At 61.8% G+C, this 25320-nt stretch carries 24 protein-coding genes; 11 read left to right on the forward strand and 13 right to left on the reverse strand.

Features of this window, described 5'->3' with window-relative positions; all coding sequences use genetic code 11:
* Positions 1–92: 92 nt before the first annotated feature.
* Both AC1DVN_RS06420 and AC1DVN_RS06425 read right to left on the reverse strand, forming a co-directional pair.
* Positions 93–896, reverse strand: coding sequence for a metal-dependent hydrolase (locus AC1DVN_RS06420; RefSeq protein ID WP_007732353.1), 804 nt, complete (start codon positions 894–896; stop codon positions 93–95).
* Between the two features lie 220 nt (positions 897–1116).
* Positions 1117–1581, reverse strand: a complete 465-nt coding sequence (locus AC1DVN_RS06425) for a hypothetical protein (protein WP_019746594.1) — start codon at positions 1579–1581, stop codon at positions 1117–1119.
* Between the two features lie 167 nt (positions 1582–1748).
* Here AC1DVN_RS06425 and AC1DVN_RS06430 point away from each other — a divergent pair, with 167 nt between their 5' ends.
* Entirely contained in the window at positions 1749–2453 is a 705-nt protein-coding gene (locus AC1DVN_RS06430) for a response regulator transcription factor (RefSeq protein ID WP_003943475.1), read from the forward strand.
* A complete protein-coding gene (locus AC1DVN_RS06435) occupies positions 2450–3829 on the forward strand; it encodes a sensor histidine kinase (protein ID WP_020968245.1) in 1380 nt (459 codons plus the stop codon). Before AC1DVN_RS06430 ends, AC1DVN_RS06435 begins: the two co-directional genes overlap by 4 nt.
* On the opposite strand, the gene AC1DVN_RS06440 is transcribed toward AC1DVN_RS06435, so the two are convergent.
* The 7 genes from AC1DVN_RS06440 to AC1DVN_RS06470 all read right to left on the reverse strand — a co-directional run bounded on the left by AC1DVN_RS06440 (position 3726) and on the right by AC1DVN_RS06470 (position 12108).
* A complete protein-coding gene (locus AC1DVN_RS06440) occupies positions 3726–4715 on the reverse strand; it encodes an LLM class F420-dependent oxidoreductase (RefSeq protein WP_020723628.1) in 990 nt (329 codons plus the stop codon). The two genes, AC1DVN_RS06435 and AC1DVN_RS06440, sit on opposite strands and share 104 nt — an antisense overlap.
* Positions 4716–4721: 6 nt before the next feature.
* Positions 4722–5408 carry an HAD family hydrolase gene (locus tag AC1DVN_RS06445; RefSeq protein WP_020905950.1) on the reverse strand — a complete coding sequence of 229 codons (687 nt, stop codon included), beginning with the start codon at positions 5406–5408 and terminating at the stop codon, positions 4722–4724.
* Between the two features lie 269 nt (positions 5409–5677).
* Positions 5678–7129, reverse strand: coding sequence for a catalase (locus AC1DVN_RS06450; RefSeq protein ID WP_019746589.1), 1452 nt, complete (start codon positions 7127–7129; stop codon positions 5678–5680).
* Positions 7130–7160: 31 nt separating this feature from the next.
* A complete protein-coding gene (locus AC1DVN_RS06455; RefSeq protein ID WP_019746588.1) occupies positions 7161–7715 on the reverse strand; it encodes a Fur family transcriptional regulator in 555 nt (184 codons plus the stop codon).
* Positions 7716–7827: 112 nt separating this feature from the next.
* Positions 7828–8556, reverse strand: coding sequence for a helix-turn-helix domain-containing protein (locus AC1DVN_RS06460; protein ID WP_029254317.1), 729 nt, complete (start codon positions 8554–8556; stop codon positions 7828–7830).
* A complete protein-coding gene (locus AC1DVN_RS06465; RefSeq protein WP_020905947.1) occupies positions 8525–10144 on the reverse strand; it encodes an AMP-binding protein in 1620 nt (539 codons plus the stop codon). The genes AC1DVN_RS06460 and AC1DVN_RS06465 overlap by 32 nt, the downstream gene beginning before the upstream one ends.
* Positions 10138–12108 carry an alpha-ketoacid dehydrogenase subunit alpha/beta gene (locus AC1DVN_RS06470; protein ID WP_029254315.1) on the reverse strand — a complete coding sequence of 657 codons (1971 nt, stop codon included), beginning with the start codon at positions 12106–12108 and terminating at the stop codon, positions 10138–10140. Before AC1DVN_RS06470 ends, AC1DVN_RS06465 begins: the two co-directional genes overlap by 7 nt.
* A gap of 279 nt (positions 12109–12387) precedes the next feature.
* Between AC1DVN_RS06470 and AC1DVN_RS06475 the strand changes: the two genes are divergently transcribed.
* The 7 genes from AC1DVN_RS06475 to AC1DVN_RS06505 all read left to right on the forward strand — a co-directional run bounded on the left by AC1DVN_RS06475 (position 12388) and on the right by AC1DVN_RS06505 (position 19306).
* Positions 12388–13305 (forward strand): alpha/beta hydrolase, encoded by a 918-nt coding sequence (locus AC1DVN_RS06475; RefSeq protein WP_020905944.1) that lies wholly within the window; start codon positions 12388–12390, stop codon positions 13303–13305.
* 73 nt (positions 13306–13378) lie between these two features.
* Positions 13379–14677: a sugar ABC transporter substrate-binding protein gene (locus AC1DVN_RS06480; RefSeq protein ID WP_127159959.1), complete on the forward strand. Its 1299-nt coding sequence runs from the start codon at positions 13379–13381 to the stop codon at positions 14675–14677.
* A 17-nt stretch (positions 14678–14694) separates the two neighbouring features.
* Positions 14695–16224, forward strand: coding sequence for a sugar ABC transporter ATP-binding protein (locus AC1DVN_RS06485; RefSeq protein ID WP_024488271.1), 1530 nt, complete (start codon positions 14695–14697; stop codon positions 16222–16224).
* A gap of 8 nt (positions 16225–16232) precedes the next feature.
* Positions 16233–17246, forward strand: a complete 1014-nt coding sequence (locus tag AC1DVN_RS06490; RefSeq protein ID WP_169801348.1) for an ABC transporter permease — start codon at positions 16233–16235, stop codon at positions 17244–17246.
* Positions 17243–18094, forward strand: a complete 852-nt coding sequence (locus AC1DVN_RS06495; RefSeq protein WP_020905940.1) for a mycofactocin-coupled SDR family oxidoreductase — start codon at positions 17243–17245, stop codon at positions 18092–18094. The genes AC1DVN_RS06490 and AC1DVN_RS06495 overlap by 4 nt, the downstream gene beginning before the upstream one ends.
* A gap of 49 nt (positions 18095–18143) precedes the next feature.
* Positions 18144–18977 carry a mycofactocin-coupled SDR family oxidoreductase gene (locus AC1DVN_RS06500; protein ID WP_020905939.1) on the forward strand — a complete coding sequence of 278 codons (834 nt, stop codon included), beginning with the start codon at positions 18144–18146 and terminating at the stop codon, positions 18975–18977.
* A gap of 26 nt (positions 18978–19003) precedes the next feature.
* Complete coding sequence (locus tag AC1DVN_RS06505; protein WP_042950475.1) at positions 19004–19306, forward strand: hypothetical protein; 303 nt, start codon at positions 19004–19006, stop codon at positions 19304–19306.
* 264 nt (positions 19307–19570) lie between these two features.
* Here AC1DVN_RS06505 and AC1DVN_RS06510 read toward each other — a convergent pair whose 3' ends face one another.
* Genes AC1DVN_RS06510 through AC1DVN_RS06525 form a run of 4 tightly spaced genes read right to left on the reverse strand, consistent with a single transcriptional unit; the run spans position 19571 to position 23919 of the window.
* Positions 19571–20218, reverse strand: a complete 648-nt coding sequence (locus AC1DVN_RS06510; protein WP_042950474.1) for an acetoacetate decarboxylase family protein — start codon at positions 20216–20218, stop codon at positions 19571–19573.
* Positions 20202–21917, reverse strand: coding sequence for a GMC oxidoreductase (locus AC1DVN_RS06515; protein WP_477993627.1), 1716 nt, complete (start codon positions 21915–21917; stop codon positions 20202–20204). Before AC1DVN_RS06515 ends, AC1DVN_RS06510 begins: the two co-directional genes overlap by 17 nt.
* Positions 21914–23398 (reverse strand): flavin-containing monooxygenase, encoded by a 1485-nt coding sequence (locus AC1DVN_RS06520; RefSeq protein WP_477993628.1) that lies wholly within the window; start codon positions 23396–23398, stop codon positions 21914–21916. Before AC1DVN_RS06520 ends, AC1DVN_RS06515 begins: the two co-directional genes overlap by 4 nt.
* The gene (locus AC1DVN_RS06525; protein ID WP_020968240.1) at positions 23395–23919 is read right to left on the reverse strand and encodes a TetR/AcrR family transcriptional regulator; all 525 of its coding nucleotides are present in this window, start codon (positions 23917–23919) and stop codon (positions 23395–23397) included. Before AC1DVN_RS06525 ends, AC1DVN_RS06520 begins: the two co-directional genes overlap by 4 nt.
* 183 nt (positions 23920–24102) lie before the next feature.
* Between AC1DVN_RS06525 and AC1DVN_RS06530 the strand changes: the two genes are divergently transcribed.
* Entirely contained in the window at positions 24103–24807 is a 705-nt protein-coding gene (locus AC1DVN_RS06530) for a response regulator transcription factor (protein WP_019746583.1), read from the forward strand.
* Positions 24808–24997: 190 nt separating this feature from the next.
* Positions 24998–25240, forward strand: a complete 243-nt coding sequence (locus AC1DVN_RS06535) for a LuxR C-terminal-related transcriptional regulator (protein WP_042950493.1) — start codon at positions 24998–25000, stop codon at positions 25238–25240.
* Positions 25241–25320: the final 80 nt, after the last annotated feature.

A 25320-nucleotide genomic window follows, 5' to 3' on the forward strand; every position in this document is an offset into this window, starting at 1 on the left:
CACTCCGTCAGCCGACTCGGTTCATGTCAGGGACGAACGTAGAACAAATATGATTACGATGCCAGTGGTTCCGTAATAAAAGATTTAGATGCTCACTGCACCATCGGAGCGAAGACGGCGTAGATCGCTTCCGGGGCGCCGTCGAAAGCACTGATGATCAACCAGGCAGTCAGGACCGTCAGCGCCGGCCCGATCAGAATCTTCTCGAGGTTCCCACCTGCGCGGATGGACAGAAATGACGGCAGCCGTTGTTCCCACCACCGCTTGCCGCCGAGCGGAATCAGGGGCGCGAGAAACGGCACCCCTTCCTTGGTGATCGCATCGCCGAGACAGTGTGTGGCGCAGCCCAGTGCCACTGCAACACCTAGCCCGGTGGATCCGGCCTCACTCGGATACCACTGCCAGGTGAGAGCCGAGAGCACCAACGCAACGGCGGAGACGGCGAGCCAACCCTTCTCCTTGGCCAATTCACCCGCCAATCCTCGGATCGCCAACCCGAGGCAGAAGAACAGCGTGATGATGATGGCGGGCTTCCCGAACTGAACAACCAGCGCCGAGACCCCGGCCCCAAGACCGGCGGCAAACAGCGCGGTGTGCGTGAGCGTCCGATGTCCACCACGACGCTTGCCGTCCTTCTTGCCTTTGGTGATGCGGTAGAAGGTCACCGAAATTGCGTCGATACCTTTGGCCAGCGCTTTGCTGAGAGGACCGAATGATCGGGAAACCGTCGACTGACCGGTATCGAGGTCGGGAAGCAAGGCGGCTCCCGCGCACACACCGGCAAAGGTCAAGGTTTCAGCGGTGGATGTGGGCCCTCCCCAATCGAGAGGCAACAACTCTGCAACCACCAACCCCACGGCAGCACCGGACATCGCGTGGGTGGGGCCCATGACCATGAAACACAACACCTTTCGAAACGCGCCCCGCATCAGGCCGTACCGCACCCTCTGCAAGACACCACACACATGACGCCGTCGGCGACGGTCTCGGCATGCTCGCCGAGACCGCCCCGAACGTAGCAAGTGCTACCGACAGGGTTGACCAACCTCCGGACCCGGTTGAGTACGGCCGTACCGTTCCAGGTCAAAGCGGTTCATGCGGAGCTTTTTTCGCTCGTCAGCCCGCAGCAACCGCGCATGACAGGGCAACGCCTTCCTCCAGCGGAGCGACGCCTGCCATGTTGAGCACCTCTGCCGGAACACCCTCGATCGCCGGAGCCCATTCGACGGTCGGCAACGCCGGCACCCCTTCACGCGCAATGAATGTCGCGGCGTCGCCAGGGACTTCGATCGTGATTGCGGCTGTGCCCGCCTCCTCGGCGCGCACAACCTTGCCCTCGTCGATGAGCTTCTGCAGCTCCTCGTCGGAAATCGGCGTCGCGGCACCACACGCTACTTCCGGTGCCACACCTGCCTCTGACGGAGCGGTCGCGATCGATCGCACCGCCACCGGCGACCCGTCGGAAATCGGGTTGGAAGCCCAGGCGATTCCCGGCGCCACGGCCATACCGAGGACCGCCACCGACGCCACCACCACACCGGTCCGGCTGGCCCGCTTGCCGTTCACTTTCAATCGCGTCATCGTTGTTCTCCTTGATCGAACGTTTTCGAATTCTCGGCGCGGTCGCATCCGAGAAACCCGAGGTTATGAAGCCAACACTGCAGATCTGTTGTCGGTTTCTTAGGAGTTGATGAGAATGCGGCGGCCCTCGCTCCGAGCGAGGCCCCAGGTCGCAATCCGATGGCACCATGGCTGGAGTGAGTACACGCGAGCGCATCCTGATCGTTGACGACGACGCGAAGGTTCTGAATTCGCTCGAACGTGGACTCCGATTGTCGGGCTTCGACACGGCAACTGCCGTCGACGGACGATCTGCCTTGTCATCGGTGAACAAGCAATGCCCGGCCGCACTCGTTCTCGACGTCAACATGCCCGGCCTCGACGGCGTCGGAGTGGTAACCGCCCTGCGCGCGATCGGCAACGAGGTTCCGATCTGCGTACTCAGCGCCCGAAGTTCCGTGGGTGACCGCATCGCGGGGCTGGAGGCGGGCGCCGACGACTACCTCACCAAGCCCTTCGAATTGGCCGAGCTCGTCGCCAGACTGCGCGCATTGCTACGACGCACGACGCGAGCCACTCCGTCGGTCGACCATCCGATCACGGTGGGACCGCTGACGGTCGATCTCCGTGGCCATCGAGCACACATCGACGGTAGGCGAATCGAACTCACCAAAAGAGAATTCGACCTGTTGTCGGTACTCGCCGAGCATGCCGGTGTCGTACTCAGTCGCGCACAACTCCTGCGACTCGTCTGGGGTTACGACTTCGCGGCCGACACCAATGTCGTCGACGTCTTCGTCACCTACCTACGCAAGAAACTCGAAGTCGACGGGGCGCCCCGCGTGATCCACACGGTGCGCGGAGTGGGCTTCGTCCTGAGGGCCGAACGATGAAGCGGCCGCTGTCACTTCAGACCCGGGTAGCCATCGCGTCGGGCCTGGCCGCCGGAATCGTGATTGCCGCGATCGGAATTGCGTTCGCGGTCTTCCTGCGCGTCAACGGATCCGAACAACTCGAACGCACTCTCGATTCCGTCACCCTGGGCGTCGCAGCGAGTGCGCCGAGCCCCCTGTTCATCGAAACACCAACTGCAACCACAGAACCATTCGTGGTCAGCCCTGGATTCAACGCCACGACCGTCAGCGCCTTGGCTACCACCGATGTTCGCAGTCGGGATGTTCTCGTGCCTGGCGACAGCGGCGCCGCACTGGCCGTCAGCATCCCTGAAGACCCACTGACCCAGGCAATCCGTGAGCAGCAGTTCCAGGTGGCCGCTGCTGCAGTGGTCGCCATCCTTGCCGCGGCCGGGCTCGGCTGGTTCCTCGCAGGCCGCGCCGTCCGGCCTCTACAGCAATTGACCGAGACCACCAGTTCGATCGGCAACAACCTCGACGTCGAAGGACTCTCGCGCCGGGCACCGTCGGTGCGCGGAACGCGCGAAGCCGAAGAACTGTCGGAGGCAATCCACAGCATGCTCAGTCGCATCGAAACCGATAGAAGCCGCACCGAAGAGGCGTTGGAGTCGGCGCGCGATTTCGCTCGCGTCTCCGCCCACGAACTACGCACACCTCTCACGTCGATGCGTACCGATCTCGAAGTTCTCGCAACACTGGATCTCACGGAAAGCCAACGCCGCGAACTGTCCAGCGAGTTGTTGGAGGCGCAGCGCCAGATCGAGCGCACCCTGACCGATCTCGAGACGCTCGCCCTGGGTGAAGTGGCCGATCCGGAGGATTGTGCCGACGTCGATCTCGTGGAGGTTGCCGATCGCGCCGTCGCTGACGCCGGCCGTTTGCACCCTCAGGTCGACGTTCGTTTGAAAGCACCGGAAGAACTTTCGGTTCAGGCCTTTCCCGCGGGCATCCGTCTGGTGTTGACCAACGCCGTCACCAACTCCGTTCGGCACGGCAATGCCGACGAAGTCGAGATCACCGTCCGATCAGGGGCTGCCACCGGTTCGGCGACGGTATACGTCGACGACAACGGCACCGTGATCGCGCCGTCGGAACGCGAAGCGATGTTCGAACGATTTGTTCGTGGTACCGGCGCCGGCGACGCCGGAAGCGGTTTGGGGTTGGCCCTCGTCGCGCAGCAGGCGCGGCTGCACGGCGGTAGCGCGCGACTCGACGCGAGCCCCCTCGGCGGAACTCGATTGATTTTCTCGATCAACCCAATTCGACATGCAGAGCCTCGAGCAGTGGCTTGGCTGCCTCGTCGAAGAATCGGTCTTGGGTATCTCCACCGATCTGTACCAGCGCCACATCGGTGAACCCAGCATCGGTGTACGCCTTGACTGCCTCCACGATGACATCGAGATCAGGACCACACGGAATACTTTCCGCCACATCCTCTTTGCGCACGAACTGAGTCGCACCTGCGAAACTCGCCGGTGTGGGTAGTTCGGAGTTCACAGACCACCCTCCACCGAACCACCGGAACTGCTGATGAGCGCGAGCGATGGCCGTGTCGCGATCAGGATCCCACGAGATCGGAATCTGACCGATGGTCCGGCCTGCTGGCGCCAACCCGTACGCCCGGCCGTGAACGTGCTTCCACTGGTGCACCAGATCCGAATCCGGTTGCACGGCAATCAGGTCATCGGCCATCGGACCGAAACGCTCGACGGACTTGTCGCCGGACATGGCCAGCGCCAGGGGAACCGGGTTCTCCGGGAGATCCCAGATCCGCGCGGACTGAACGTCGAAGTACTCCCCCTTCCAGCTCACCAGATCCCCGGCAAGCAGTGCACGAATGATGCTCACTGCCTCCTGCAGCATGTCGTGCCGGGTGTCGACGGACGGCCACCCCTCGCCGACCACATGCTCGTTAAGGCTCTCGCCACTTCCCAATCCCAGTGTGAAGCGCCCGTCCGCGAGGATCTGGATCGTCGCGGCTTTCTGCGCGACCACGGCAGGGTGGTACCTGACGGTCGGACAAGTCACATACGTCATCAACCCGACTCGCTCGGTGGCATGGGCAACTGCTCCCAGCACCGACCAGGCGTAAGGCGCATGCCCCTGCTCGGTCAGCCACGGCGAGTAATGATCACTCATCACTTCGAAGTCGAAGCCGACTTCTTCGGCCCGAACTGCATGGCGGACCAGTTCTTTCGGGCCGGCCTGTTCGGTCATCAAGGTATAGCCGAATCGTGCCATCACTGATCAACTCCCGGTATCTAGGCCTGAAACGAGTTCGGAAATCACACTGCCGTCGAGGTGGTCGAGAAGGTCGCGGGCGTCGTCGTACACCGTCGCCGCACCCGCGCCTTCGAGTTCGTCGGTCGACATGCCGCCGCTGCGCACTCCCACAGCCACAACGCCCGCCGATGTCGCCGCCTTCATGTCCCAGACGGCGTCTCCGACCATGACCGCATCGCCCGCGTCGACACCTGCCTTCGCGAGCGCGATTTCGATCAGGTGCGGATCAGGCTTGGCCTCGTCGACGGATTCCGAAGAGGTCGCGGCGTAGATCATTTCGTCGATGTCGAGCGTCTGGCGCAACAACTCCAGTTCGTCGTCGGGCGCCGAGGTAGCGAGCACGACGTGCAGTCCGAGCGAGTGAACTCGGCGGATCAATTCGCGCGCTCCCGGCAGTACTCGGAGACGGTCAGCCGACTGCCGGTAGTACTTGGTGTGAAGTTCCTTGGCCCGTGGCCCGCACCCGTCGATGTCTTCGCCGAGCAACGTCTCCAGTAGTTGGTCGCCGTCCATACCGATGCTGCGGTGCACCCGCCACGCGTCAACCGGGCGACCTACCTCGAAGAAGGCTCGCGACCACGCTTCTACATGCAGATAGTTGGAATCGACGAGCGTTCCGTCGATGTCGAAGAGAACTGCACCTGTTGCCATGGGAATTGACTGCCCAACACCTCGGTTCGCGAAACTTGTGCCCCGAGCATTCTCCGCTCGAGAAGCGGATCATGGAGAGTGCGGACAGCAGAAGTGCACGTCGAACAGGGGTGTCGTCATGGAGTCAGTGGTTGTGTTCCTTCTCGCATGCTTCGTCTACTGGTTCGCACTGCTGTAGTTGGGCAGACAAAAACGGACCGCTGCCGGGAAGTGATTTCCCTTGCAGCGGTCCGCATTCGGTAAACCTAGGCGATGCTCATGTCAGCGGGTCACTGACCTGCGCGTACACCTTCTTCGACGCGCTTGCCCAAATCTGCGTCGACGTTCTTCCAGTACTCGAAGACACGCAGTAGAACTTCTTCGCTGACGCCCGCAAGGGCGTGGCCGACGATGTTGCTCACCAGGCGCTCACGAGCTGCGTCGTCGAGAACTTCACGGACCAGCGTTCCGGCCTGCGTGAAGTCGCCGTCCTCGGCGTGCTCGATGTATCCGGCGCGCACTGCCTTGCCGTCGAACGACCACAGGCCTTCGTCACCGGCAACAGACGGATCGGCGTGAGGTCCGCCGTACGAGTTGGGTGCGTACACCGGCGTCGACGGGGAATTGAAGCTGTAACGCATGGCGCCCTCCTTGGAGTAGGAGTTCACCTCGTTCTTCGGCGCGTTGACCGGCAGGTCGGCGTAGTTGGTGCCGATGCGGTAACGATGTGCGTCGGCGTAGGAGAAGACGCGGCCCAGAAGCATCTTGTCCGGGCTGAATCCGATGCCGGGCACCACGTTCGACGGCTCGAAGGATGCCTGCTCGATCTGCGCGAAGAAGTTCTCCGGGTTACGGTTCAGCGTCCACTTGCCGACCTCGATCAGCGGGTAGTCCTTCTGGGACCAGACCTTGGTGAGGTCGAACGGGTTGAAGCGGTAGCCTTCGGCCTCGTCGACCGGCATGATCTGAACCTTGAGGGTCCAGCTCGGGAAATTACCGGCCTCGATGGCGTTGTACAGATCCGCGCGGTGGTAGTCGGGATCGCTACCGGCGAGGCTGTCTGCTTCTGCCTGTGTCAGGAACTCGATGCCCTGATCGGTCTTGAAGTGGTACTTCACCCAGAAGCGTTCACCCGCAGCGTTGACCCACTGGTAGGTGTGCGATCCGAAGCCGTCCATGTTGCGCCAGGTCTTCGGGATACCGCGGTCACCCATCAACCAGGTCACCTGGTGAGCCGTTTCGGGACGCAGAGTCCAGAAGTCCCACTGCATGTCGTGGTCACGAAGACCGGAGCCTGGCAGTCGCTTCTGCGAACGGATGAAGTCGGGGAACTTGATGGCGTCCTTGATGAAGAACACCGGGGTGTTGTTGCCGACGAGGTCGTAGTTTCCCTCTTCGGTGTAGAACTTCATCGCGAAACCGCGCGGATCGCGCCAGGTGTCCGGGCTGCCCTGCTCACCGGCGACGGTGGAGAAGCGGACGAGCGACTCGGTCTTCTTACCCGGCTGCAGGAACGCGGCCTTCGTGTACTTGCTGACGTCGTGTGTGATGACGAGTTCACCGAAAGCGCCGCCGCCCTTGGCGTGGACGATGCGCTCCGGGACACGCTCGCGGTTGAACTGCGCGAGCTTCTCGATCAGGTAGTGGTCGTGAAGGAGCACCGGCCCCTGAATACCCGCGGTCAGCGATTCGTCATCACTTGCGACCGCGATACCGAAATTGTTGGTGGTGGGCTTGGTCATGGCGAAGCCTCCTAGCGTTGTGGGCTGGGCGTCAGAGGAGCGGGGCTGCATCCGAGCCGAACGCATGGGCTGCATGCGAAGGGGCTGGCTCGGAGGTTCTGGACGCATCAATTCGATTCTGCGAGACCGTGTCCGACGCGGTGTCGGATTCGGCAGAATTCTTCAGGCAATCTTCGCAACGGCCCCAGAACACGACCTCGGCTTCGTCGATTTCGAAGCCGTGATTATCGGAAGGTTCGAGGCAGGGAGCTTGGCCGACAACACAATCGACGTCGACGACCTTGCCGCAGCCGCGACAGACGAGGTGATGGTGGTTGTCACCAGTTCTCGTCTCGAACCGTGCGGGTGAACCCGCCGGCTCGATGCGTCGCAGCAATCCTGCGTTCACGCATGCCTTGAGCACGTCGTAAACGGCCTGTGTGGATACCGATCCGAGCTGCTGCCGCACGAGTGCTGCAACAGAATCGGCGTCTGAATGCGGTTGGGCTGTAACCGCATCCAGCACGGCGAGGCGCGGAGCGGTGATCCTCAACCCGACGGCGCGAAGTTGCGCTCGGGGGTCGAAGTCATGCTCTCCGTCTCGCATGTTTCCCAGTATGCCGCTTTTCTGGAATTAGTCAAGAAAAGGATTGCCTAAGTTGAATCGAGACCGGCGTCACACCCGGTGACATCACATCCAATACGTCGCACGCAGCGACTCACCCCAGGACGAACCAGATCGCCTTGACCGTCTGATCTGTCTCGTTGCGCAATCGGTGAGGAACATTCCCGACCAGGTGGATCGCTTCGCCCGACTTGAGCAGCCGACGCATTCCGTCGATGTCGATAGTCAGAGTCCCTTCCAGCACGTACCCGTAGTCGTCACCCGAGTGGGTCTGCGGTGCGTCGCCCGGCGCAGAGTCGGCGCCGGGCTCGTACTCCGTGAGGAGGAACTGGACGTGATGGTTCTCAGGAGTATTCGCCAACCGTTGCCAGCGGACACCCGATCGGAATGTGAGGCAGTCGGAAATGCGCGGCTCGTGGGTCTTCGATTCGGACTCGGATTCACGTTCCGGATCGACGCTGTTGCCGAGCAATACGTCCAACGACAGGTTGAGTTCGGTCGCGATCGCAAAAAGCGTGTTGACCGCCGCCTGACTCTGTCCCAGTTCGAACTGGGACAGGAACGACGGTGATACGCCGAGTCGCCTCGCCAGTTCGCGAACCGGGATTCCCTGTCGCGTGCGTTCGGCACGAACCGTCTTACCTACCGACGTCCCCAAACCGTTGTCCTCCGCCTTCTGTTTGCGCGCCGCCGCCTTGGTCGGCGCCGTCTTCTTCTGGGCCGTCGTCTTTTGGGGAGTCGTCTTGCGCGGTTGCGATTTCTTCGATGCAGCCGCTGTCGACTCAGCCGCCTTACGAGGTGGCTTTGCGCCGGTTGCCGTCATGTCCGAACTCGCTTCCGTAGGTCTCGGGGACCGCCTGTGCGGAGCCCAAGCCTAACGCTCGACGCAGGAGAAACTTCTGAACCTTCCCACTCTCCGTCCGAGGAAGCGACGCAACGGTCTCGACTCTCTCCGGAGCCTTCTGAACAGCAAATCCTTCGGACAGCAGGAAGATCCGCAGGTCTCGAACGCTTGGTGGTTCACCGTGCGGAACGACAAAGGCGCACGCGCGCTCCCCCAGTTCCTCGTCCGGATACCCGACCACTGCCACCTCTGCCACATTCGGATGAGCCTCGAGGACCCACTCGATGTCGGCAGCACTGAATTTCTCCCCTCCCCGGTTGATGATGTCCTTGATCCGCGAAGTGATCCGGATCTGACCTGGCCCGTCCACGGTGGCAACGTCGCCAGTCCGGAAATAGCCGTCCTCGGTAAATGATTCCGCGTTGATCGAGCTGTCGACGTAGCCGACGAACAGTTCCGGACCACGCACCAACAGCTCGTCGTCTTCGCCGAGCCGGAACTCGTTTCCGCCGATCACAGCTCCTTCGTCCTCGGCCTGCAGACCGATGTCACCGAAAGGATCACCCATCACGAGGGTCGGAAGTTCCGTCGATCCGTAGGTACGAACAACCGCTGTCCCCATCACGCGGTGGGCTCGACGTACCAGCTCGGGCGGAATCCCGGCCCCACCACACACGAATCGAGTCAGATGGGATCGTCGATATCCGTCCTCCTCGTAGGCGTCGGCAAGACCGCGGAGAAACGGTGTCGCGCTCACGGTGAACGTGCATTGTTCGCGCTCGATCAACGCAACTGCCTCCGCGGGATTCCAGCGTTGCATCAGAACCGTCGAGCAGGCTGCCGCTGCGGGAAGAACGACCGCATACGACATTCCGGTGATGTGGGGCAACGGCGAAGGCATGAAGATTCGGTCCTGCGAATCCACGCCGCAATGCGCGATCATGCTCGAACTCTCGGCCATCAGGGTCCGATGAGTGTGCAGAACGCCTTTCGGAGCCGAAGTGGTTCCCGACGTGTAGAGAACGAGGGCGACGTCGTCGGGATCCGCGCGGTGGTCGGGCCGGTTCGCCTCCATCCCGAAGTCCAGAAAGTCGTCGAACGTGGTGCGCCGCAACCCACCTTCGCCTCGAGCCTCCACCAGAAGAACCTCTCGGCCCAGATCACGGAGCACAGTCCCGAGTTGCTCGACGTGACGATATCCGCGGTATTCCTGCGGGGCGACGATCACCGACGGCTCAGCTTGCTCGATGATGAAGGACAGCTCGTGTGCGCGGTAAATCGGGACCACCGGCAGGAGAATGCCGCCGGCAAGCCACGTGCCCCAGGCCGCAACCACGGATTCCCACCAGTTCGGCAGCTGAACGAGTACCACTTCTCCAGGCTCGAATCCCGATTTATGCAGTGCGCCTGCAAAGCTCGTTGCAGCGTCCACCAATTCCTGGTAAGTCCACCGCACACTCTCGTCGACAAGGGCCAGTGCTTCGGGATCTCGACGCAGTGCGTCGAGAAGCATCTCGGGCAGCACCCCGCCACCGGTCATTGCCCGCGGACGGGTAGCGCTCAGCACGACATCACCCGCCGAACGGCTGCAACGATGTCGTCAGGTCCGACTTCCCACTCACGTTCGAGCACCGGCGCATAGGGCGCGGGCGCGTACCGTGCTCCCACCCGCACCACCGGCGCGTCCAGAGAATAGAAACCGGAATCCACCGCCATGGCTGCGATCTCGGCTCCGACACCGAAGTCCACCACCGCTTCCTGGGCGACGACCATCCTGTTGGTCCGACCGAAGGATTCGAGAATCGTCTCCCGATCGAGCGGAGCAATCGTTCGTAGATCGATGACCTCCGCATCGATCCCTTCCTCTGTCAACGTCTGCGCCGCAACCAAAGCGTGCATTGCCATACGCGACCACGAGACGATGGTGACGTCCGAACCTGGTCTCGTCACCGCTGCCTTTCCGATCGGAACCCGAAAATCCTTGCTCGGCAACGAACTTTTCTTCTCGTACAGCAGTCGATGCTCGATGAACATGACCGGGTTGTCGTCCTCGATCGCTGCCCGCAACAACCCGTATGCATCCGCGCCCGAACTCGGCATGAGCACAGTCAGTCCCGGTATGTGCGCCAACAGCGCCTCGAGACTCTGCGAATGCTGCCCACCCGACGATCTGCCGGAACCGAACTGCGTCCGCACCACCAACGGCAGACTCACTGCGCCGCCCGTCATGAACCGAAGTTTTGCCGCCTGATTCATCAACTGATCCAGGCACACCCCGAGGAAGTCGAGGTACATCAGTTCCACGACGGGCCTACGGCCCGCCATCGCGGAGCCGACGGCAAGACCCATGATTGCCGATTCGGAGATCGGCGTATCGAGCACTCGACCCGGATACTCCGCGGCCAATCCCCTGGTCAGACCGAAAACATTTCCGCCGGCAACGTCGATGCCAGCAAGAAACACATCCGGATCGGCTGCCAGAGAGTCGTCGAGCGCCGCTTTGATGATCTTGGACTGGGACACCGCCGCACCACCCGCGTCGACACTCACGTCGAGGTGGCCCGGCGGATAGACACGTCGCGGTGAATAGATGTACTCCATCACGCTCGACGCCTCCGGTTGCGGCGACGCCCGCGCGAAACGCTCCGCCTCGTCGACCACCGCCCTCACCCGCTTGTCCACCAGATCGAGGACATCGTCCCCGATGCCTCGCTCCCGGAGTCGGCCCCGCGTCACCGTCAGTGGATCGGCCGCGAGAATGTCTCGGGTCATCTCGTCCTTGTCGCGGTACACCTGCGGATCGCCCTCGTAGTGCCCGTGCACCCGCAGGGTCGTGACCTCGACGAACACCGGACCACTGCCGCCTCGCACCTGCGCGTACACCGGCCGAATACCGTCGGCGACTGCCTCGACGTCGTTGCCTGCCAGCGTGATCGATTCCATTCCGTATCCCGCTGCGCGCGCAGAGATCGGAACCGGATGCTGATCCACCGTCGAGGAGAACTCCGAGAATCCGTTGTTCTCGCACAGGAAAATGATCGGAAGTTTCCACAGCGCAGCCAAGTTCATCGCCTCGTGGAACGCGCCGGTCGCGATCGCCCCGTCACCGAAGAACGCCACCACCAGATCGCCCTCACCGCGATCCTTGGCAGCGAAGGCAGCACCGACGGCGATCGGCAACCCCGCGCCCACGATCCCGTTCGCGCCGAAGATCCCCAGGCGGGGATCGGCGACGTGCATCGAACCACCCCGGCCGTTGTTGGCCCCGGTAACCTTGCCCATCAACTCGGCCATCATCCGATCGGGCTCGAGGCCTTTGGCGAGAACGTGGCCGTGCCCGCGGTGCGTCGAGGTGATGACGTCACTGACCCGCGCATGAGTGAGAGCCCCCACCGCGCATGCCTCTTGACCTATCGAGGTGTGAACGAATCCGGGAATGATGTCGCCCTTGTAGAGCGCCGAGATGCGCTCCTCCATCACACGGATCAACAACATCTTTTCGTAGGCACACAGAACTTCTTCGCCGTTCACGAGCCGGAACACCTCCAATAATGCTGCGCTCGTTACGAATACATGCGCAGTGGGTGAGCAGGACTATACCGACGGATTTTCCTTGCTGTCCAGTGACACTTGACAAAGGCTGTGAGGTGACTCACGATTACGGGGTACTTCGGATCCGCGACGATCCGCTCGGGGCAGTTGACACGAGCGAACCGCGTCGATGCCGTAATACGCACGGCGACAAGACCGTCCGTTTTCTTTCGCACCTACTTCCATTCAGCTTTCACTCGTTACATGAGGAGTCGCGCAATGCGCCGTGAAGATGTCGAATTCTCCAGCGACGGAGTCACCGTCCGCGGTTGGCTGTACCGACCCGACACCGACGAAGACGTACCGGCCGTCGTACTGGCAGGCGGTTGGTGCTACGTCCGTGAGTTGGTCATGCCCTATTACGCCGAGGCCTTCGTAACGGCCGGTATGGCTGCGCTGGTCTTCGACTACCGCAACCTGGGCGTGTCGGACGGTGAACCCCGTCAACACCTGGACCCGAAGCAACAGATTCGTGATTATCAGAACGCGCTCAGCTTTCTCGAGCGCACTCCCGGCATCGACAACGACCGTCTCGGAGCCTGGGGCATCTCCTACTCCGGCGGCCACGTAATGATTCTCGCCGCGACCGATCCTCGGGTGAAGGCCATCGTGTCTCAGATTCCGGTGATCGACGGGTTCCGCAACATGCGTCGGATCCACGGGACCATGGGTTATCGAAAGCTGTGGGACGCGATCCTCGAAGATCGCCGACTCCGCTTCGACGATCCGGATCAGCGACTGCACATCGCTCACGCCAGTGAGAATCCCGAGGAAGAACTGTCTTCCTGGCCGTTCCCCGAGACGAAGACGACCTTCGCAGCTCTTCAAGCCACCGAAGCTCCTCTCTACCAAAACAGTTCGACTATGGAATCCGTCGATCTCCTGCTCGACTACGACGTCAACTATTTCGTGCCCAGGATCCTCGACACACCGTCGATGATGATCGTCGCCGAAGGTGACGACCTCACGTTGTGGGACTTGGAGATCGAGAGTTACAACAGCATCCCGACTCCGAAGAAAGAACTTGTCGTCCTGCCGCACACGTCGCACATGACGCTCTACAGCGACCAGTCCAAGCTCGCAGTGGCGGCCGAACACGCTTCCCGTTGGTTCACAACGCATCTGCTGGCGAAGTAGCGAAATCTCCCGTTTTCCCACATCTCGAGAAGACCTCTCGAGAACCTACTCTTGCGAGACCAAGGATGTGATCATGCCTTCGATCGAATCGAAGATCGTGGACGTCGCGCGGAACGCGACGTTCTCTCATCCACTGACCCGACGTTCCTTCTTCGCCGCAATGGGCGCAGCAGGCATCGCCCTCGGCGCAGTGGCCTGCGGAGCAGGCGGCAGTTCCACCAGTACCGCTGCCGGCGGTGGCGCCGGCGCGGGCAAAGTCCAGGAAAAGACCCTCTGCCAGGTGACAACACTCTCCAACGACTACTTCGTTGCCTTCTCGGACGGCGGCAAGCAGGCGATGGACGCGTTGGGCGTCAGCATGTCCTCGGTGGAGGATCAGGGCAACGTCAACACCGCACTGGGACAGGTAGGCAACGTCCGCGCTTCGGGCGGCAAGTCGATCTTCGGCACTCCCGCCACCGAAGCTCAGGCGGCAGCCGTCACGAAAGCCTGTCAGGCGGCCGGGATTCTGTATGCCAGCTCGTACACGGCACCCGCCTGGTACACACCGGCCGACGCGGACAAGTGGGTCCGTTTCATCACGCCGCCCTCCACCAAGATCGCCGTCGCAACCGCCAAGGCTCTTTTCGACAAGGTCGGCGGCAGCGGAACCATCATTCATGTTCCGGGACAGAAGGGTTCGTCCTCCGACGATCAACGGACAGCTGGCCTGAACGCCGCGGCCAAGGACTACCCGGGAATCAAGATCGTCACCGCCTCGCCCGGCAACTGGACTTCCGAAGACGCGAGAAAGGCATTCACGAACATCCTGCCTTCGGTGCCGGACTTCGTCGGAGTCTTCGCGCAGAACGACAGTCAAGCCGCCGGAGTCATTGCGGCACTGGACGCCGCGAAGATCACGGGCAAGATCGTGGTCGGATTCGACGGTAACAAGCAGAACGTCGAATACATCGCGCAGGGAAAGCAATACCTGACCAGTGCAACGGTCGGCGGACTCACGGCAGGAATTCTCGGTGTCACCATCTTCGATCAGCTCAACGGCGTCGACCTGTCTCTGCCGGAGCGCTTCCTTTCGCAGGGAGCACTCCTGGTGACTCCGGAGATCGCCGACGACGTACTGAAAACTGTGTACGCGCCCACACTTCCGTTCGACTGGGCAAAAATGAGCAAGGCCCTGCATCCTGACGACTGGGACCCGCAGACCGTACTCAACCCGATCGACCCGCGGGAGTACTACGCCGGTGTATCGCAGGACCAGTACACGCTGAACAGCGCCTGGAACTCTGCAGACATCACCGGAGTACGCACCGAGTACGCCTCCGCGTTCCGCTCGGGCCCGTTGCTGCAGTACAAAGATCAACTCGTGGCCTGAGAATGAGTCATACGAAGGTGAGCGACACAGCAACCATCAGCTTGCGCGGGGTCTGCAAGAGCTACGGCCCCGTTCACGCCCTCCAGGACGTTTCACTCGACGTCAGCAGAGGTGATGTTCTCGGCTTGATCGGCGAGAACGGTGCCGGAAAGTCAACGCTGATCGGTGTTTTGACGGGAACGGTACGTCCCGATGCCGGCAGCCTCGACGTAAACGGAACTCACGTCGAACTCGGCGACTCGCGCACTCTCCGCGAACTCGGAATCTCCGTGGTGGTCCAGGAGCAGTCGTTGGTCGATGCACTGCGCGTGTACGAGAACATTTATCTCGGACGTGAGGGCGAGATAGGTGGTTGGGGCCCCGGCCGGCGTCGGAGAATGCGCGACGCCGCCCAATCCCTCCTCGACACACTCGGCATCGAGGGGTTGCGCGCCGATGCCGTCGTCGCCGAATTGACGTACCCACAAAGGCAACTGGTCGAGATTGCGCGCGCCTTCTCGCGGATCACCGACGCCACCGAAGCTCCGGTGATCCTGCTCGACGAGCCGACCAGCGCGTTGACCGAGACCGAGGTGGAAATTCTCTTCGCGTTGATCGAAGGGTGGCGCGATCGGGTGTCGTTCATCTTCGTGTCCCACATCCTGCAGGACGTCTTGCGGATCAGCACACGGCTCCTCGTACTGCGCGACGGGAGGTCCATCGAAACCCTCTCCGCCGACGGCGTCACTGCGGAGCGACTGCACGAGTTGATGGTGGGTAGCGAGCGTAGCGCCGACTACTACCGAGAAGGAGAACAGACCGGAGCGTTGTCTCCGAAGCCTTTGATCGAACTCCGAGATGCAAGCAGCGCAGGCGAGTTCGAGTCGGTCGATCTGGTTGTCCGACCGGGCGAGGTAGTCGGATTGGCCGGAGTCATCGGTTCGGGGAAAGCATCGGTGGCTGCAGCAGTCGCGGGTGCGGAGTCGTTGTCGACGGGTTCGATTCACGTCGACGGTACTGCGCACGAGCACTGGTCGGTTCCCGCCGCCGTGGCAGCCGGAGTCCTGTACGTCCCACCGGAGCGTGCCCAGGACTCCCTGTTCCGCAGCGCGTCCATCAGAAACAACATCTCGATCGGCTTCCTCGATCTCCTCCGCCACCCGTGGACGCGGCTACTGCGTTTACGGACCGAAAGGGAGCGGACGACGCAGTTGGCCCGCGCGCTGCAGGTCAAAGCCCCGTCGTTGTCGACGCCTATCGGGGAACTCAGTGGCGGAAACCAACAGAAGGCGATCTTCGCTCGGTGGCAAGGTCGCGAATGCAAAGTGCTGGTCCTCAGCGATCCGACGCGTGGAATCGACGTCGGAACGCGAGAGGAGATCTACGGTTTGGTCCGATCGATGGCTGCGTCAGGGGTCGGTGTGCTGCTGTGCGCCGAATCCCTCGAAGAAGTGATCGGAATGTCCGACCGAATCGTGGTCATGAAGGACGGGGTCATCAGCGCAGAGTTGGCGGCCCCTGCAGAGCGCAAGCCCGCCGAAGTCGACGTGATCAAGCACATGATGTGAGGAATGCAGTGACCCAGACACTCTCGAAGCAATCGCCGGCCAGCGATGCCGCAGCGCCGTCAGGCGCGCGCGGTCTGCTGAGTCGACTCGATCAGCACCGCAACATAGTTGTTCCGACGGTTGCGGTGCTGATACTGATCATCTATTTCCAGTGGCGCACGGAAAGTTTCATCACTGCGACGTCCGCGCAGAACATTCTCAACCAGATGGCTTTCCTGACCGTGCTTGCGCTCGCCGGCACGTTTGTCATCCTGATCGGCGGTATCGATCTGTCGGTCGCGGCGACGGCCACTCTCGCCGGAATTCTGATCGCCACATGGATCGACAAATTCGGTGGCCCGTTGGCGATAGTCATGGTGATCGTCGCGGGGGCGGTTGTCGGACTGGTCAACGGGTTGATCACGACAATGCTCAAGGTGCCGTCGTTCCTCGTGACGCTGGGAATGATGTCCGTACTCGACGGCATTTCCAATACCGTCTCCAAAGGCGGTCCTGTTTCCTACAATTCGAATCTTCTCCAGAGCCTGGTGAACGAGTCGATGATTCCCAACGTCCCCAACGGGGCACTGATCGCAATCCTGCTGACCATCGGCGCGACGGTCCTTGCCTTCGGTACGTCATTCGGTCGCCACATGTACGCGGTCGGTGGCAACGAGCGCGCCGCAGCCCTCGTCGGTGTCCGCGTACGACGGACCAAACTTGCTGTCTTCGCCGTAGCCGGAGCCGTCGCTGCGATCGCCGGAATCATCTTCACCGGCCAGGCCAGCACCGGAGTCCCGATGGGCGCAGGTCCCAGCCTGCTCAATTCCATCGCGGCCGTGGTTGTCGGCGGCACCGCGCTGTCCGGTGGCGTCGGTGGCCCACATCGCACGATCCTCGGTGCACTCGTGATCGTGTTGCTGAGCGCCGGAATGGACCTGACGTCCGTCGACCCCTACACACAACTCGTCATCAAGGGCATCGTGGTGATTGCCGCAGTTGCACTGACCATCGACCGACGCCGATACGGAGTGATCAAGTGACCACCACAGCACGCACCACCGGAAGGGTTTCGGGCAAGGTCGCGTTCGTCACCGGCGCAGCACGCGGCCAGGGCCGGGCACATGCGATCCGCTTGGCCGAGGAAGGCGCAGACATCATCGCGCTCGACATCTGCTCCGACATCGGAGGTGTTCCGTACTCGCTGGCAAGCGAAGCCGACCTCGCCGAGACCGTCCGGTCGGTCGAGGCCGTCGGCGGGCGAATTCTGGCCGAGGTGGCCGATGTTCGCGACTTCACCGCGGTCAAGGGTGTCCTGGACCGCGGGGTCGTCCAGTTCGGTCATGTCGACATCGTCTGCGCCAACGTCGGTATCAACATCCCCTCACCTACACACGAACTCACCGAAAGCCAATGGGGCACTGTCGTCGACATCGATCTCAGCGGCACGTGGCGAACCGCCAAAGCCGCGATCCCCTACCTCATCGAACAAGGGGGCGGGGGCGCAATCATCCTGACCAGTTCGGCGGCGGGGCTCAAGGGATACGGCAACATCGCGCACTACACAGCCGCGAAACACGGCGTCAACGGATTGATGAAAACTCTCGCGCAGGAACTGGCTCCCCACCGAATCCGCGTGAATACCGTGAACCCCACCCAGGTCGACACTCCGATGATCATGAACGACGCCATGTACAGGTTGTTCTGTCCCGACATCGACGAACCGACTCGTGAGGACTTCGCCCCGCTGTCGCAAGCGATGAATGCGCTACCTATCCCGTGGGTCGAATCCGTCGACGTCAGCAATGCCGTGCTTTTCCTCGCGTCCGACGAAGCCAGGTACATCACCGGCGTCGCACTGCCCGTCGACGCAGGCGTACTCGTCAAATAGCTCTCCGATCACCCACGTACACAACAATTTCAGCAACAGGAGGATCCCCATGACCGGACGATTCGAAGGCAAGGTCGCATTCATCACGGGTGCTGCTCGCGGGCAAGGGCGTAATCACGCATTGCGGCTGGCGCAGGAGGGCGCGAACATCATCGCTCTCGACTCCGTCAAGGACAACGACACCGTGCCGTACCCCTTGGCCACGGAGGACGACGTCCAGGAAACAATCCGCCTCGTCGAAGAAGCAGGCGGCAAGATCATCTTCTCGCACGCCGACGTGCGCAACTTCGACTCGGTCAAGCTGGCCCTCGAAGCCGGGCTCGATCGCTTCGGCCACGTCGACATCGTCATCGCAAACGCGGGCATCCTCTCCTTCGGGAACGCGCACGAATTGGACGAGGAGAAGTGGGGCGAAATGATCGACGTCAACCTCAGCGGCGTGTGGCGCACCGTCAAGGCCGCGATCCCCCACATGATCGAACAGGGCACCGGCGGCGCGATCGTCCTCACCGCCTCCGTTGCCGGTCTGCGCGCGTACACGGGTGTCGGACACTATGTTTCGGCCAAGCACGGCGTCGTGGGATTGATGAAGACCCTCGCCCAGGAACTCGCTCCGCATCGCATTCGCGTCAATACCGTGAACCCGACGCAGGTCGACACCGAGATGGTGCAGAACCAGGCGATGTACAACCAATTCGTTCCCGGCACCGACAATCCGGGTCGCGACGACTTCGCCAAGGCCTCCGGCGACATGATCCTCTACCCGATCCCGTGGGTAGAAAACGACGACGTCACCAACGCCGTCAAATTCCTCGCCTCCGACGAAGCGCGTTACATCACCGGCGTCGCGCTGCCCGTGGACGGCGGCGTCCTGGTCATGTGAGTGCCCGACCAGTTCAGGGGACTCTCGTGAACCGAGTGACGAAGATGCCACCTCAGCTCTGTGGAGCGACGAGCGTCGCAAACACCCACGAATGCCAGGTTCGACGCGCCAAACGCTCGCGAAATCGTGGATCGTACGCGGACGACCTCGTCGACTTCGCAATCCTGTGGCGACCGTGGAACGGTGCCACTGCCGAGGACATCTTCGTCACTTTCGGTCTGTCGCCGCGGACGTATTACAACCGATTGCGATCAGCTCTGAGTGGGCCGGCGGGATCGGATCTGTGTGTGGGACTGAAAAAGGAACTCGCCCATCTCGGCCCTGCCTGAACTCGTCGGCCCTGCTGGAATTCGCTGCACACCCTGTCGGAAACTACTTGGCGATCCCCGGGAACAAATCCGGGGAGACCACCGTTGAACACCCTGTCGGCGTCCGAACAAGCCCCGGGCCCCACCCCTTTTGTCGCTGCGAGCGACCACCCGCCGAGAGGCGCCTGTGGGACGTCGACACCTAACTTTTTACACAACACGAGCAAGGCCGCCCAATCACCGACTGGGCGGCCTTGCTCGTTCTTTCGCAGGTCAACCCCCCCGCTATCGGTGCTTGGCTGCTCCCGTAGTCATTTTTCCGCCCAGAATCACGACGCCGTGATGAGTGCCCGATGCCAACCAGTTCGGCAGTGTCGGCCCCTCTGCCTCGACGCTCACGCGCGCATATCGGAACGACCCCGTCAGTCTGGCCGACGCGATCGCCAGACCTCCACCGGATTCCGGCTGCGCAAATCCCAACGCCCCGGCAATCGGCAGACGCGGCCCGAGCATCCGCGTGTCCGAACGCACCCGCCATCCGTCGCCGGTTGCAGTGAATTTCTGCTGCACGTCTCCGTCGAACTCGGCCAGGACCTTGGGTAGTTGCCAGTGGAACCGTCCGCCGTGCACCGACGGTTCCGAATCCACCGCGATGAAAGGGACCGCCATCCGCGGCATCGGCCCGATCCGTTTCCCTGGCGCATGCAAGACCGGACTGGCGAGGATCTCGCGATACGGGCCGACCGGCGAATCGAGGTAGTCCACCATCATGGCCACCGTCACCGGAATCGTTCGATCGTCGGGCCCGAGTTCCCGCGCCGCCGGCGTACTGCGGTGCCACCACAGTGTTGCGCGAACGGAAGCAGGCCACGGCGGCGGATCGCTCACCGGCCAGTCGACGCGGTCACTTGTCGATTCAGGCACGCTCCACATCGGACACCTTCTCAGCTCGAACGGTCAGGGGAAGCCGCAAAGCACCTGGTGCATGCGTCGGCACCACCGGGTTGGACGGCAACGTCGGATCGATACGTACGTATGGTTCGCCGGTCTTCGGGCGGGCGTCTGCGGCACCTTTGTTCGGCCACATCGCGCACGCTCGTTCCGCCTGCGCAGTGATGGTCAGGGAAGGATTCACGCCGAGATTCGCGCTCACCACCGAACCGTCCATGACGTGCAGGCCGGCATGTCCGTAAGCACGGAGATACGGATCCACGACGCCACTCGCCGCGCTGTCACCGATTGCGCAGCCACCCAGAAAGTGCGCCGTCATCGGGATATTCACGATCTCGGCGATGGAACCGCCCGGGTCGCCGTCGATCTTCTCGGCGACCTTGCGAATAGCTGTATGGCCCTGCGGAATCCAATGGGGAGGTGGATCACCCGGTCCCGGCCTACTGGTGAGGGAACGCCCGAATCGTTTGGTGTTCTTGGAAAGCTTGAGGGAGTTGTCGTCGGTCTGCATCACCAGCGCGATGACGGTTCGCTCGGACCAGTTCCGTACCGACAAGGACCGGAAGAACGCACCTGGGTGCCGTGCCGCGACCGCCAGAGTCTTCAGCACCCGGGGAGTTCGCCCGCCGCCGTCACTCAGGACGGTCTGCAGAAGTCCTATTGCATTGCTGCCCTTGCCGTATCGCACCGGCTCGATGTGCGTGTGATCATCCGGGTGAAAGGACGATGTGATCGCTACGCCCTGCGTGAAGTTCCGTCGACGCGACTTCGACGTTGCGGCCAGTACGGCTTCGGAATTGGTACGTACAACGGTGCCCAGAGTGTCCGACAGGTCAGGCAGTGCACCGGATTCCTTCATCCCGAGCAGCAGTCTCGCCGTTCCATAGGTTCCGGCGGCTACCACCACCTGATCGGCGGTGAACCGAACTTCTCGCCGGCGGACGCCGTCCGTTCGCCTCGCGAGCAGGTGATAACCACCGCTTGCGCTCGGCCGAAGTTCGGTGACGGTCGTGAGCGGATGAACCCTGGCGCCCGCTTGCTCGGCGAGATGGAGGTAGTTCTTGACCAGCGTGTTCTTCGCCCCGACTCGGCACCCGGTCATGCATCCCCCGCATTCGGTGCAGCCGGTGCGTTCGGGCCCTTTTCCGCCGAAGAACGGGTCCGGCACGGAAACTCCTGCCTCCCCGAAGAAAACACCGACGGGGGTGGACGTGAAGGTCTCCCCCACGCCCATCTCTTCGGCTACGTCTTTCATCACCGCATCGGCCGGAGTGAAGGACGGATTGGTGCGAACACCCAACATCCGTTTGGCCTGGTCGTAGTACGGCGCCAGTTCGTCGTGCCAGTCCGTGATGTGCGCCCACTGACGGTCTTCGAAGAACCGCTTGGGTGGCTGATACAACGTGTTGGCGTAGTTCAACGATCCGCCCCCGACGCCGGCTCCCGCCATCACGAGTACGTCCGGAAGAAGGTGGATACGCTGAACCCCATAACATCCGATCCACGGCGCCCACAGGTACTTTCGCATCCGCCAACTGGTTTCGGGCAACTCGTCGTCGGCAAACCGTCGACCGGCTTCGAGCACCCCGACACGGTAGCCCTTCTCCGTCAGGCGAAGAGCGGCGACACTGCCACCGAATCCCGATCCGATTACCACCACGTCGTAGTGCGTCGTGGTCATGCCTGGACGCTTTCGATCTTGCGAGCGGAGTAGTTCTCACGATCGAAATGCTCCAGCAGCGAACGGAATTTGAATGTGAACGTCGGCCACTGCACCGAGTTGCGCCCCTCCGGATCGATGTACCAACTCGAGCATCCGCCCTTGTTCCACACCGTGTGCTGCAACTCGTGCTGAATTCCCTTGTTGTAGTGCACCTGTACCGACTCGTTGACATCAAGAGCGTCCAGTCGCTCACGTTTCATGGTGTTCAACGCGTCGTTGACGTACTCGGCCTGGGACTCGAGCATGTACACGATCGAACTGTGTCCGAGGTTGGTGTTCGGACCGTACATGAGGAACAGATTCGGGAACCCGCTGACCGCAGTGCCCTTGTAGGCATTGGGGCTACCGTTCCAATGCGCGGCCAGCGTTTCGCCACGTTTTCCGGTGATCAGATGCGCCACAGGCGGTTCCGTCGGCGTGAACCCCGTGGCGAAGATGATGGTGTCGACCTTGTGCTCGACTCCGTGCCCGTCGACCACCCCGCCCTCGGTGACCGAGACGAGCCCGCTGTCGACCAGGCTCACGTCCGCGCGGTCGAGGGTGCGCAACCAGTCGTTGGACAGAAGCATGCGCTTGCAACCGATCGTGAAATCGGGAGTCAGTTTCCGGCGCAACTCCGGATCTTTCACCTGTCTGCGCAGATGGAGGCGCGCGGCCGCCTCGAAGGCCGGCAGGACCCACGTCGCATGTGACATCGCGGCACCGAGCAACTCGCGAAAACCGTAAACCGCTCCGCGAACAACTTTCTGCGTAGCGGGAATCCGCGAATAGACGGCCTTCTGCGCCGCAGGCAGGGTGCGATCCATTCGCGGAATCACCCAGGCCGGAGTTCTCTGGAACACGGTGACATGGGCAGCAGGGTCGGCAATTTCGGGAACGAACTGGACTGCCGACGCTCCCGTTCCGATCACTGCTACGCGCTCACCACGCAGGTCGTGTTCGTGGTTCCACGTCGCCGAATGGAAAGTGGTACCGGAGAACTGGTCGAGACCGGGAAAGTCGGGAATCTTTGGAGTCGACAACGCCCCGGTCGCAGCGACCAGCGTCTTGGCCGTCAATGCCCCTCGGGATGTCCGAACACGCCACAGCGCCGCATCCTCGTCCCACACAGCAGCTTCGAGTTCGCAGTTCAGGACTACGCGATCCACGATGCCGGTGTCTGCCGCCACGTTCTTCAGATAGTCGTAGATCTCGGGCTGACGAGCGAAGGTATGACTCCAATCGGCGCTCGGCGCAAAAGAATACGAGTACAGCGCCGTCGGCACGTCACAGGCGCACCCTGGGTAGGTGTTGTCGCGCCAAGTGCCGCCGATGTCAGCTCCGCGCTCGATCAACACGACGTCCGCCGCGCGATTGTCGCGAAGCATTCTGGCTGCCAAGCCCATACCGGCGAATCCGGCACCGACGATCAGCGTTTCGACATGTTCGGGAAGCTTCACTTCTTCTCCACTCGGGATTGCCAGGCCGGCAACAGTCGCGCTCTGAGCGCGTCGTCGGCTTCGGGTGTACGGAAAAGGGCTGAGACTGCAAGACCGCGGACGAGTTCGATGGTGAGTTCGACCGACTCGGAATCGAATCGATCGCCGAACAACTCGGCGCTACCGAACTCGAGTGCCTCACTGACCTTGCGTTCGAGGGGCACCGTCGCCGCATGCAGAACAGGATCGGTTCGCGCCGCGACCCACAATTCGAGCGCAGCGTAGAACAGCGGCCCGGAGAACGCGTCCGCCAGGACCTCGAGACCTCGGCCGCGATCCACTTCAGCGGTGAGGATTTCTTCCAGTCGCTTGTCGACCAGATACTCGACGGCGGCAACGACCAGCGATTCCTTGGTCGGAAAATGATGCAGTTGCGTACCTCGCGAGACGCCTGCGCGACGGGCGATCTCCTGGGTGCTGGTCCGGGCGTAGCCCAGTTCGACAAGCGATTCGACAGCGGCGTCGAGCAGGCGCCCACGCATCGCGGCAGTTCGTTCGGCCTGCGTACGGCTTACTTTCGCATCGGAAGTGGTCTCGGTCACAAGACAACTGTAGAGCCGAAACGTAAAACAGTCCAGGCTGACTTCAAATCTTGATACGTAACATACCGATCAGTCAGCTCTGCCTGATAACGTCCTCGCATCGAGCGGAGGGAAACAATCGCTATGCCAGAGCAAACTGCATTTCCACACCGCCGTGTCGGACTGGTGGAAGACCACGAGTCGGTGGCTATCGGCTTGTCCGTGATGCTGAAGGACGAGCCAGATATCGAGTTGGTGTGCATCGCGACCACTGTGTCCGAGATGCTCGCTCAGAACGTCAGCTTGGATCTGGCAATTCTCGACCTCCGACTGGCCGACGGTTCATCGCCCAAGAGCAACGTCGAGGAACTGCGGGCCGCGGGGCTCGAGACATTGATCTTCACCGGGGCGGAAAACCCGTTCCTCGTTCGCTCGGCTGCCCGTGCCGGTGTACTGGGCGTCGTGCGCAAGTCCGAACCGACTGCCGTCGTGATTGATGCAATACGCGCCGCCGCGTCGGGAAGGCAGGTGGTGACGACGGAGTGGGCTGCCGCAATCGACGGGGATCCAGGTCTCGACGAGGTGGGTCTGAGCCCTCGACAACTCGAGGTCCTCGAACTTTACGCATCCGGAGAGAAGGCAGATCGCGTTGCGCGACTCACCGGTTTGGCGCCGCAGACGGTCAACGATTACCTCCAACGCATCAGGCAGAAATATGCGGCTGCCGGACGGCCGGCCCCCACAAAGACAGATCTGTACAAACGCGCGGTCGAGGACGGGGTGTTACCGATTCCGGAACGCAGGAATCTCGGTAGAAATCTGACCTTGACTAACAATGACCTTCAGTAATGAAAAAGTTCGGTAACGATTGATTTCGCTGAGGCTGCCCCTGGAAATATGGGCAGAGGAATTGATGTCTGGGAAAAATGGCCAACTTCGACTTACATTCACCTGGTAAGAAGACGGCGCTGTCGGGGAGTCTGTCATTCCGCTAGACGAAAGAAAGACGAAACTCATGACCGTCACTGTGGAAAACTGCATGACACAAGACCCTGTCGGACCGCACCTTTCGGAGCGCGAAGTCGAGGTTCTCAGGGAATGGCTACTGAGTGATTCGAAATCACGCGTCGCTCAAAACCTCTACATAAGCGTGGGAACGGTGGGAACCCACCTGTCCCGGATTCGCGAGAAGTATGCCGACGTTGGAAGGAACGCACCGACGAAATGCGAACTACTCGTGCGAGCGATACAAGATCAGATAGTGACGATCGACGAACTCTGATCGACAAAGTTGCTTTCGACAAAACAGCCACTGCTTCTGACGAAATTCTCAGGCTCTTCGGCCGTTTCATCGGCGCAGGC

The organism is Rhodococcus sp. P4_E4, assembly GCF_056401575.1.

What these genes read in the sequence shown, in the direction of transcription:
- AC1DVN_RS06420 (WP_007732353.1), bottom strand. Translation starts at nt 896, where the DNA reads ATGGTCATGGGCCCCACCCACGCGATGTCCGGTGCTGCCGTGGGGTTG.
- AC1DVN_RS06425 (WP_019746594.1), bottom strand. Translation starts at nt 1,581, where the DNA reads ATGACGCGATTGAAAGTGAACGGCAAGCGGGCCAGCCGGACCGGTGTG.
- AC1DVN_RS06430 (WP_003943475.1), top strand. Translation starts at nt 1,749, where the DNA reads ATGGCTGGAGTGAGTACACGCGAGCGCATCCTGATCGTTGACGACGAC.
- AC1DVN_RS06435 (WP_020968245.1), top strand. Translation starts at nt 2,450, where the DNA reads ATGAAGCGGCCGCTGTCACTTCAGACCCGGGTAGCCATCGCGTCGGGC.
- AC1DVN_RS06440 (WP_020723628.1), bottom strand. Translation starts at nt 4,715, where the DNA reads ATGGCACGATTCGGCTATACCTTGATGACCGAACAGGCCGGCCCGAAA.
- AC1DVN_RS06445 (WP_020905950.1), bottom strand. Translation starts at nt 5,408, where the DNA reads ATGGCAACAGGTGCAGTTCTCTTCGACATCGACGGAACGCTCGTCGAT.
- AC1DVN_RS06450 (WP_019746589.1), bottom strand. Translation starts at nt 7,129, where the DNA reads ATGACCAAGCCCACCACCAACAATTTCGGTATCGCGGTCGCAAGTGAT.
- AC1DVN_RS06455 (WP_019746588.1), bottom strand. Translation starts at nt 7,715, where the DNA reads ATGCGAGACGGAGAGCATGACTTCGACCCCCGAGCGCAACTTCGCGCC.
- AC1DVN_RS06460 (WP_029254317.1), bottom strand. Translation starts at nt 8,556, where the DNA reads ATGACGGCAACCGGCGCAAAGCCACCTCGTAAGGCGGCTGAGTCGACA.
- AC1DVN_RS06475 (WP_020905944.1), top strand. Translation starts at nt 12,388, where the DNA reads ATGCGCCGTGAAGATGTCGAATTCTCCAGCGACGGAGTCACCGTCCGC.
- AC1DVN_RS06480 (WP_127159959.1), top strand. Translation starts at nt 13,379, where the DNA reads ATGCCTTCGATCGAATCGAAGATCGTGGACGTCGCGCGGAACGCGACG.
- AC1DVN_RS06500 (WP_020905939.1), top strand. Translation starts at nt 18,144, where the DNA reads ATGACCGGACGATTCGAAGGCAAGGTCGCATTCATCACGGGTGCTGCT.
- AC1DVN_RS06510 (WP_042950474.1), bottom strand. Translation starts at nt 20,218, where the DNA reads ATGTGGAGCGTGCCTGAATCGACAAGTGACCGCGTCGACTGGCCGGTG.
- AC1DVN_RS06515 (WP_477993627.1), bottom strand. Translation starts at nt 21,917, where the DNA reads ATGACCACGACGCACTACGACGTGGTGGTAATCGGATCGGGATTCGGT.
- AC1DVN_RS06525 (WP_020968240.1), bottom strand. Translation starts at nt 23,919, where the DNA reads ATGCGTGGGCGCCTGCTCGACGCCGCTGTCGAATCGCTTGTCGAACTG.
- AC1DVN_RS06530 (WP_019746583.1), top strand. Translation starts at nt 24,103, where the DNA reads ATGCCAGAGCAAACTGCATTTCCACACCGCCGTGTCGGACTGGTGGAA.
- AC1DVN_RS06535 (WP_042950493.1), top strand. Translation starts at nt 24,998, where the DNA reads ATGACACAAGACCCTGTCGGACCGCACCTTTCGGAGCGCGAAGTCGAG.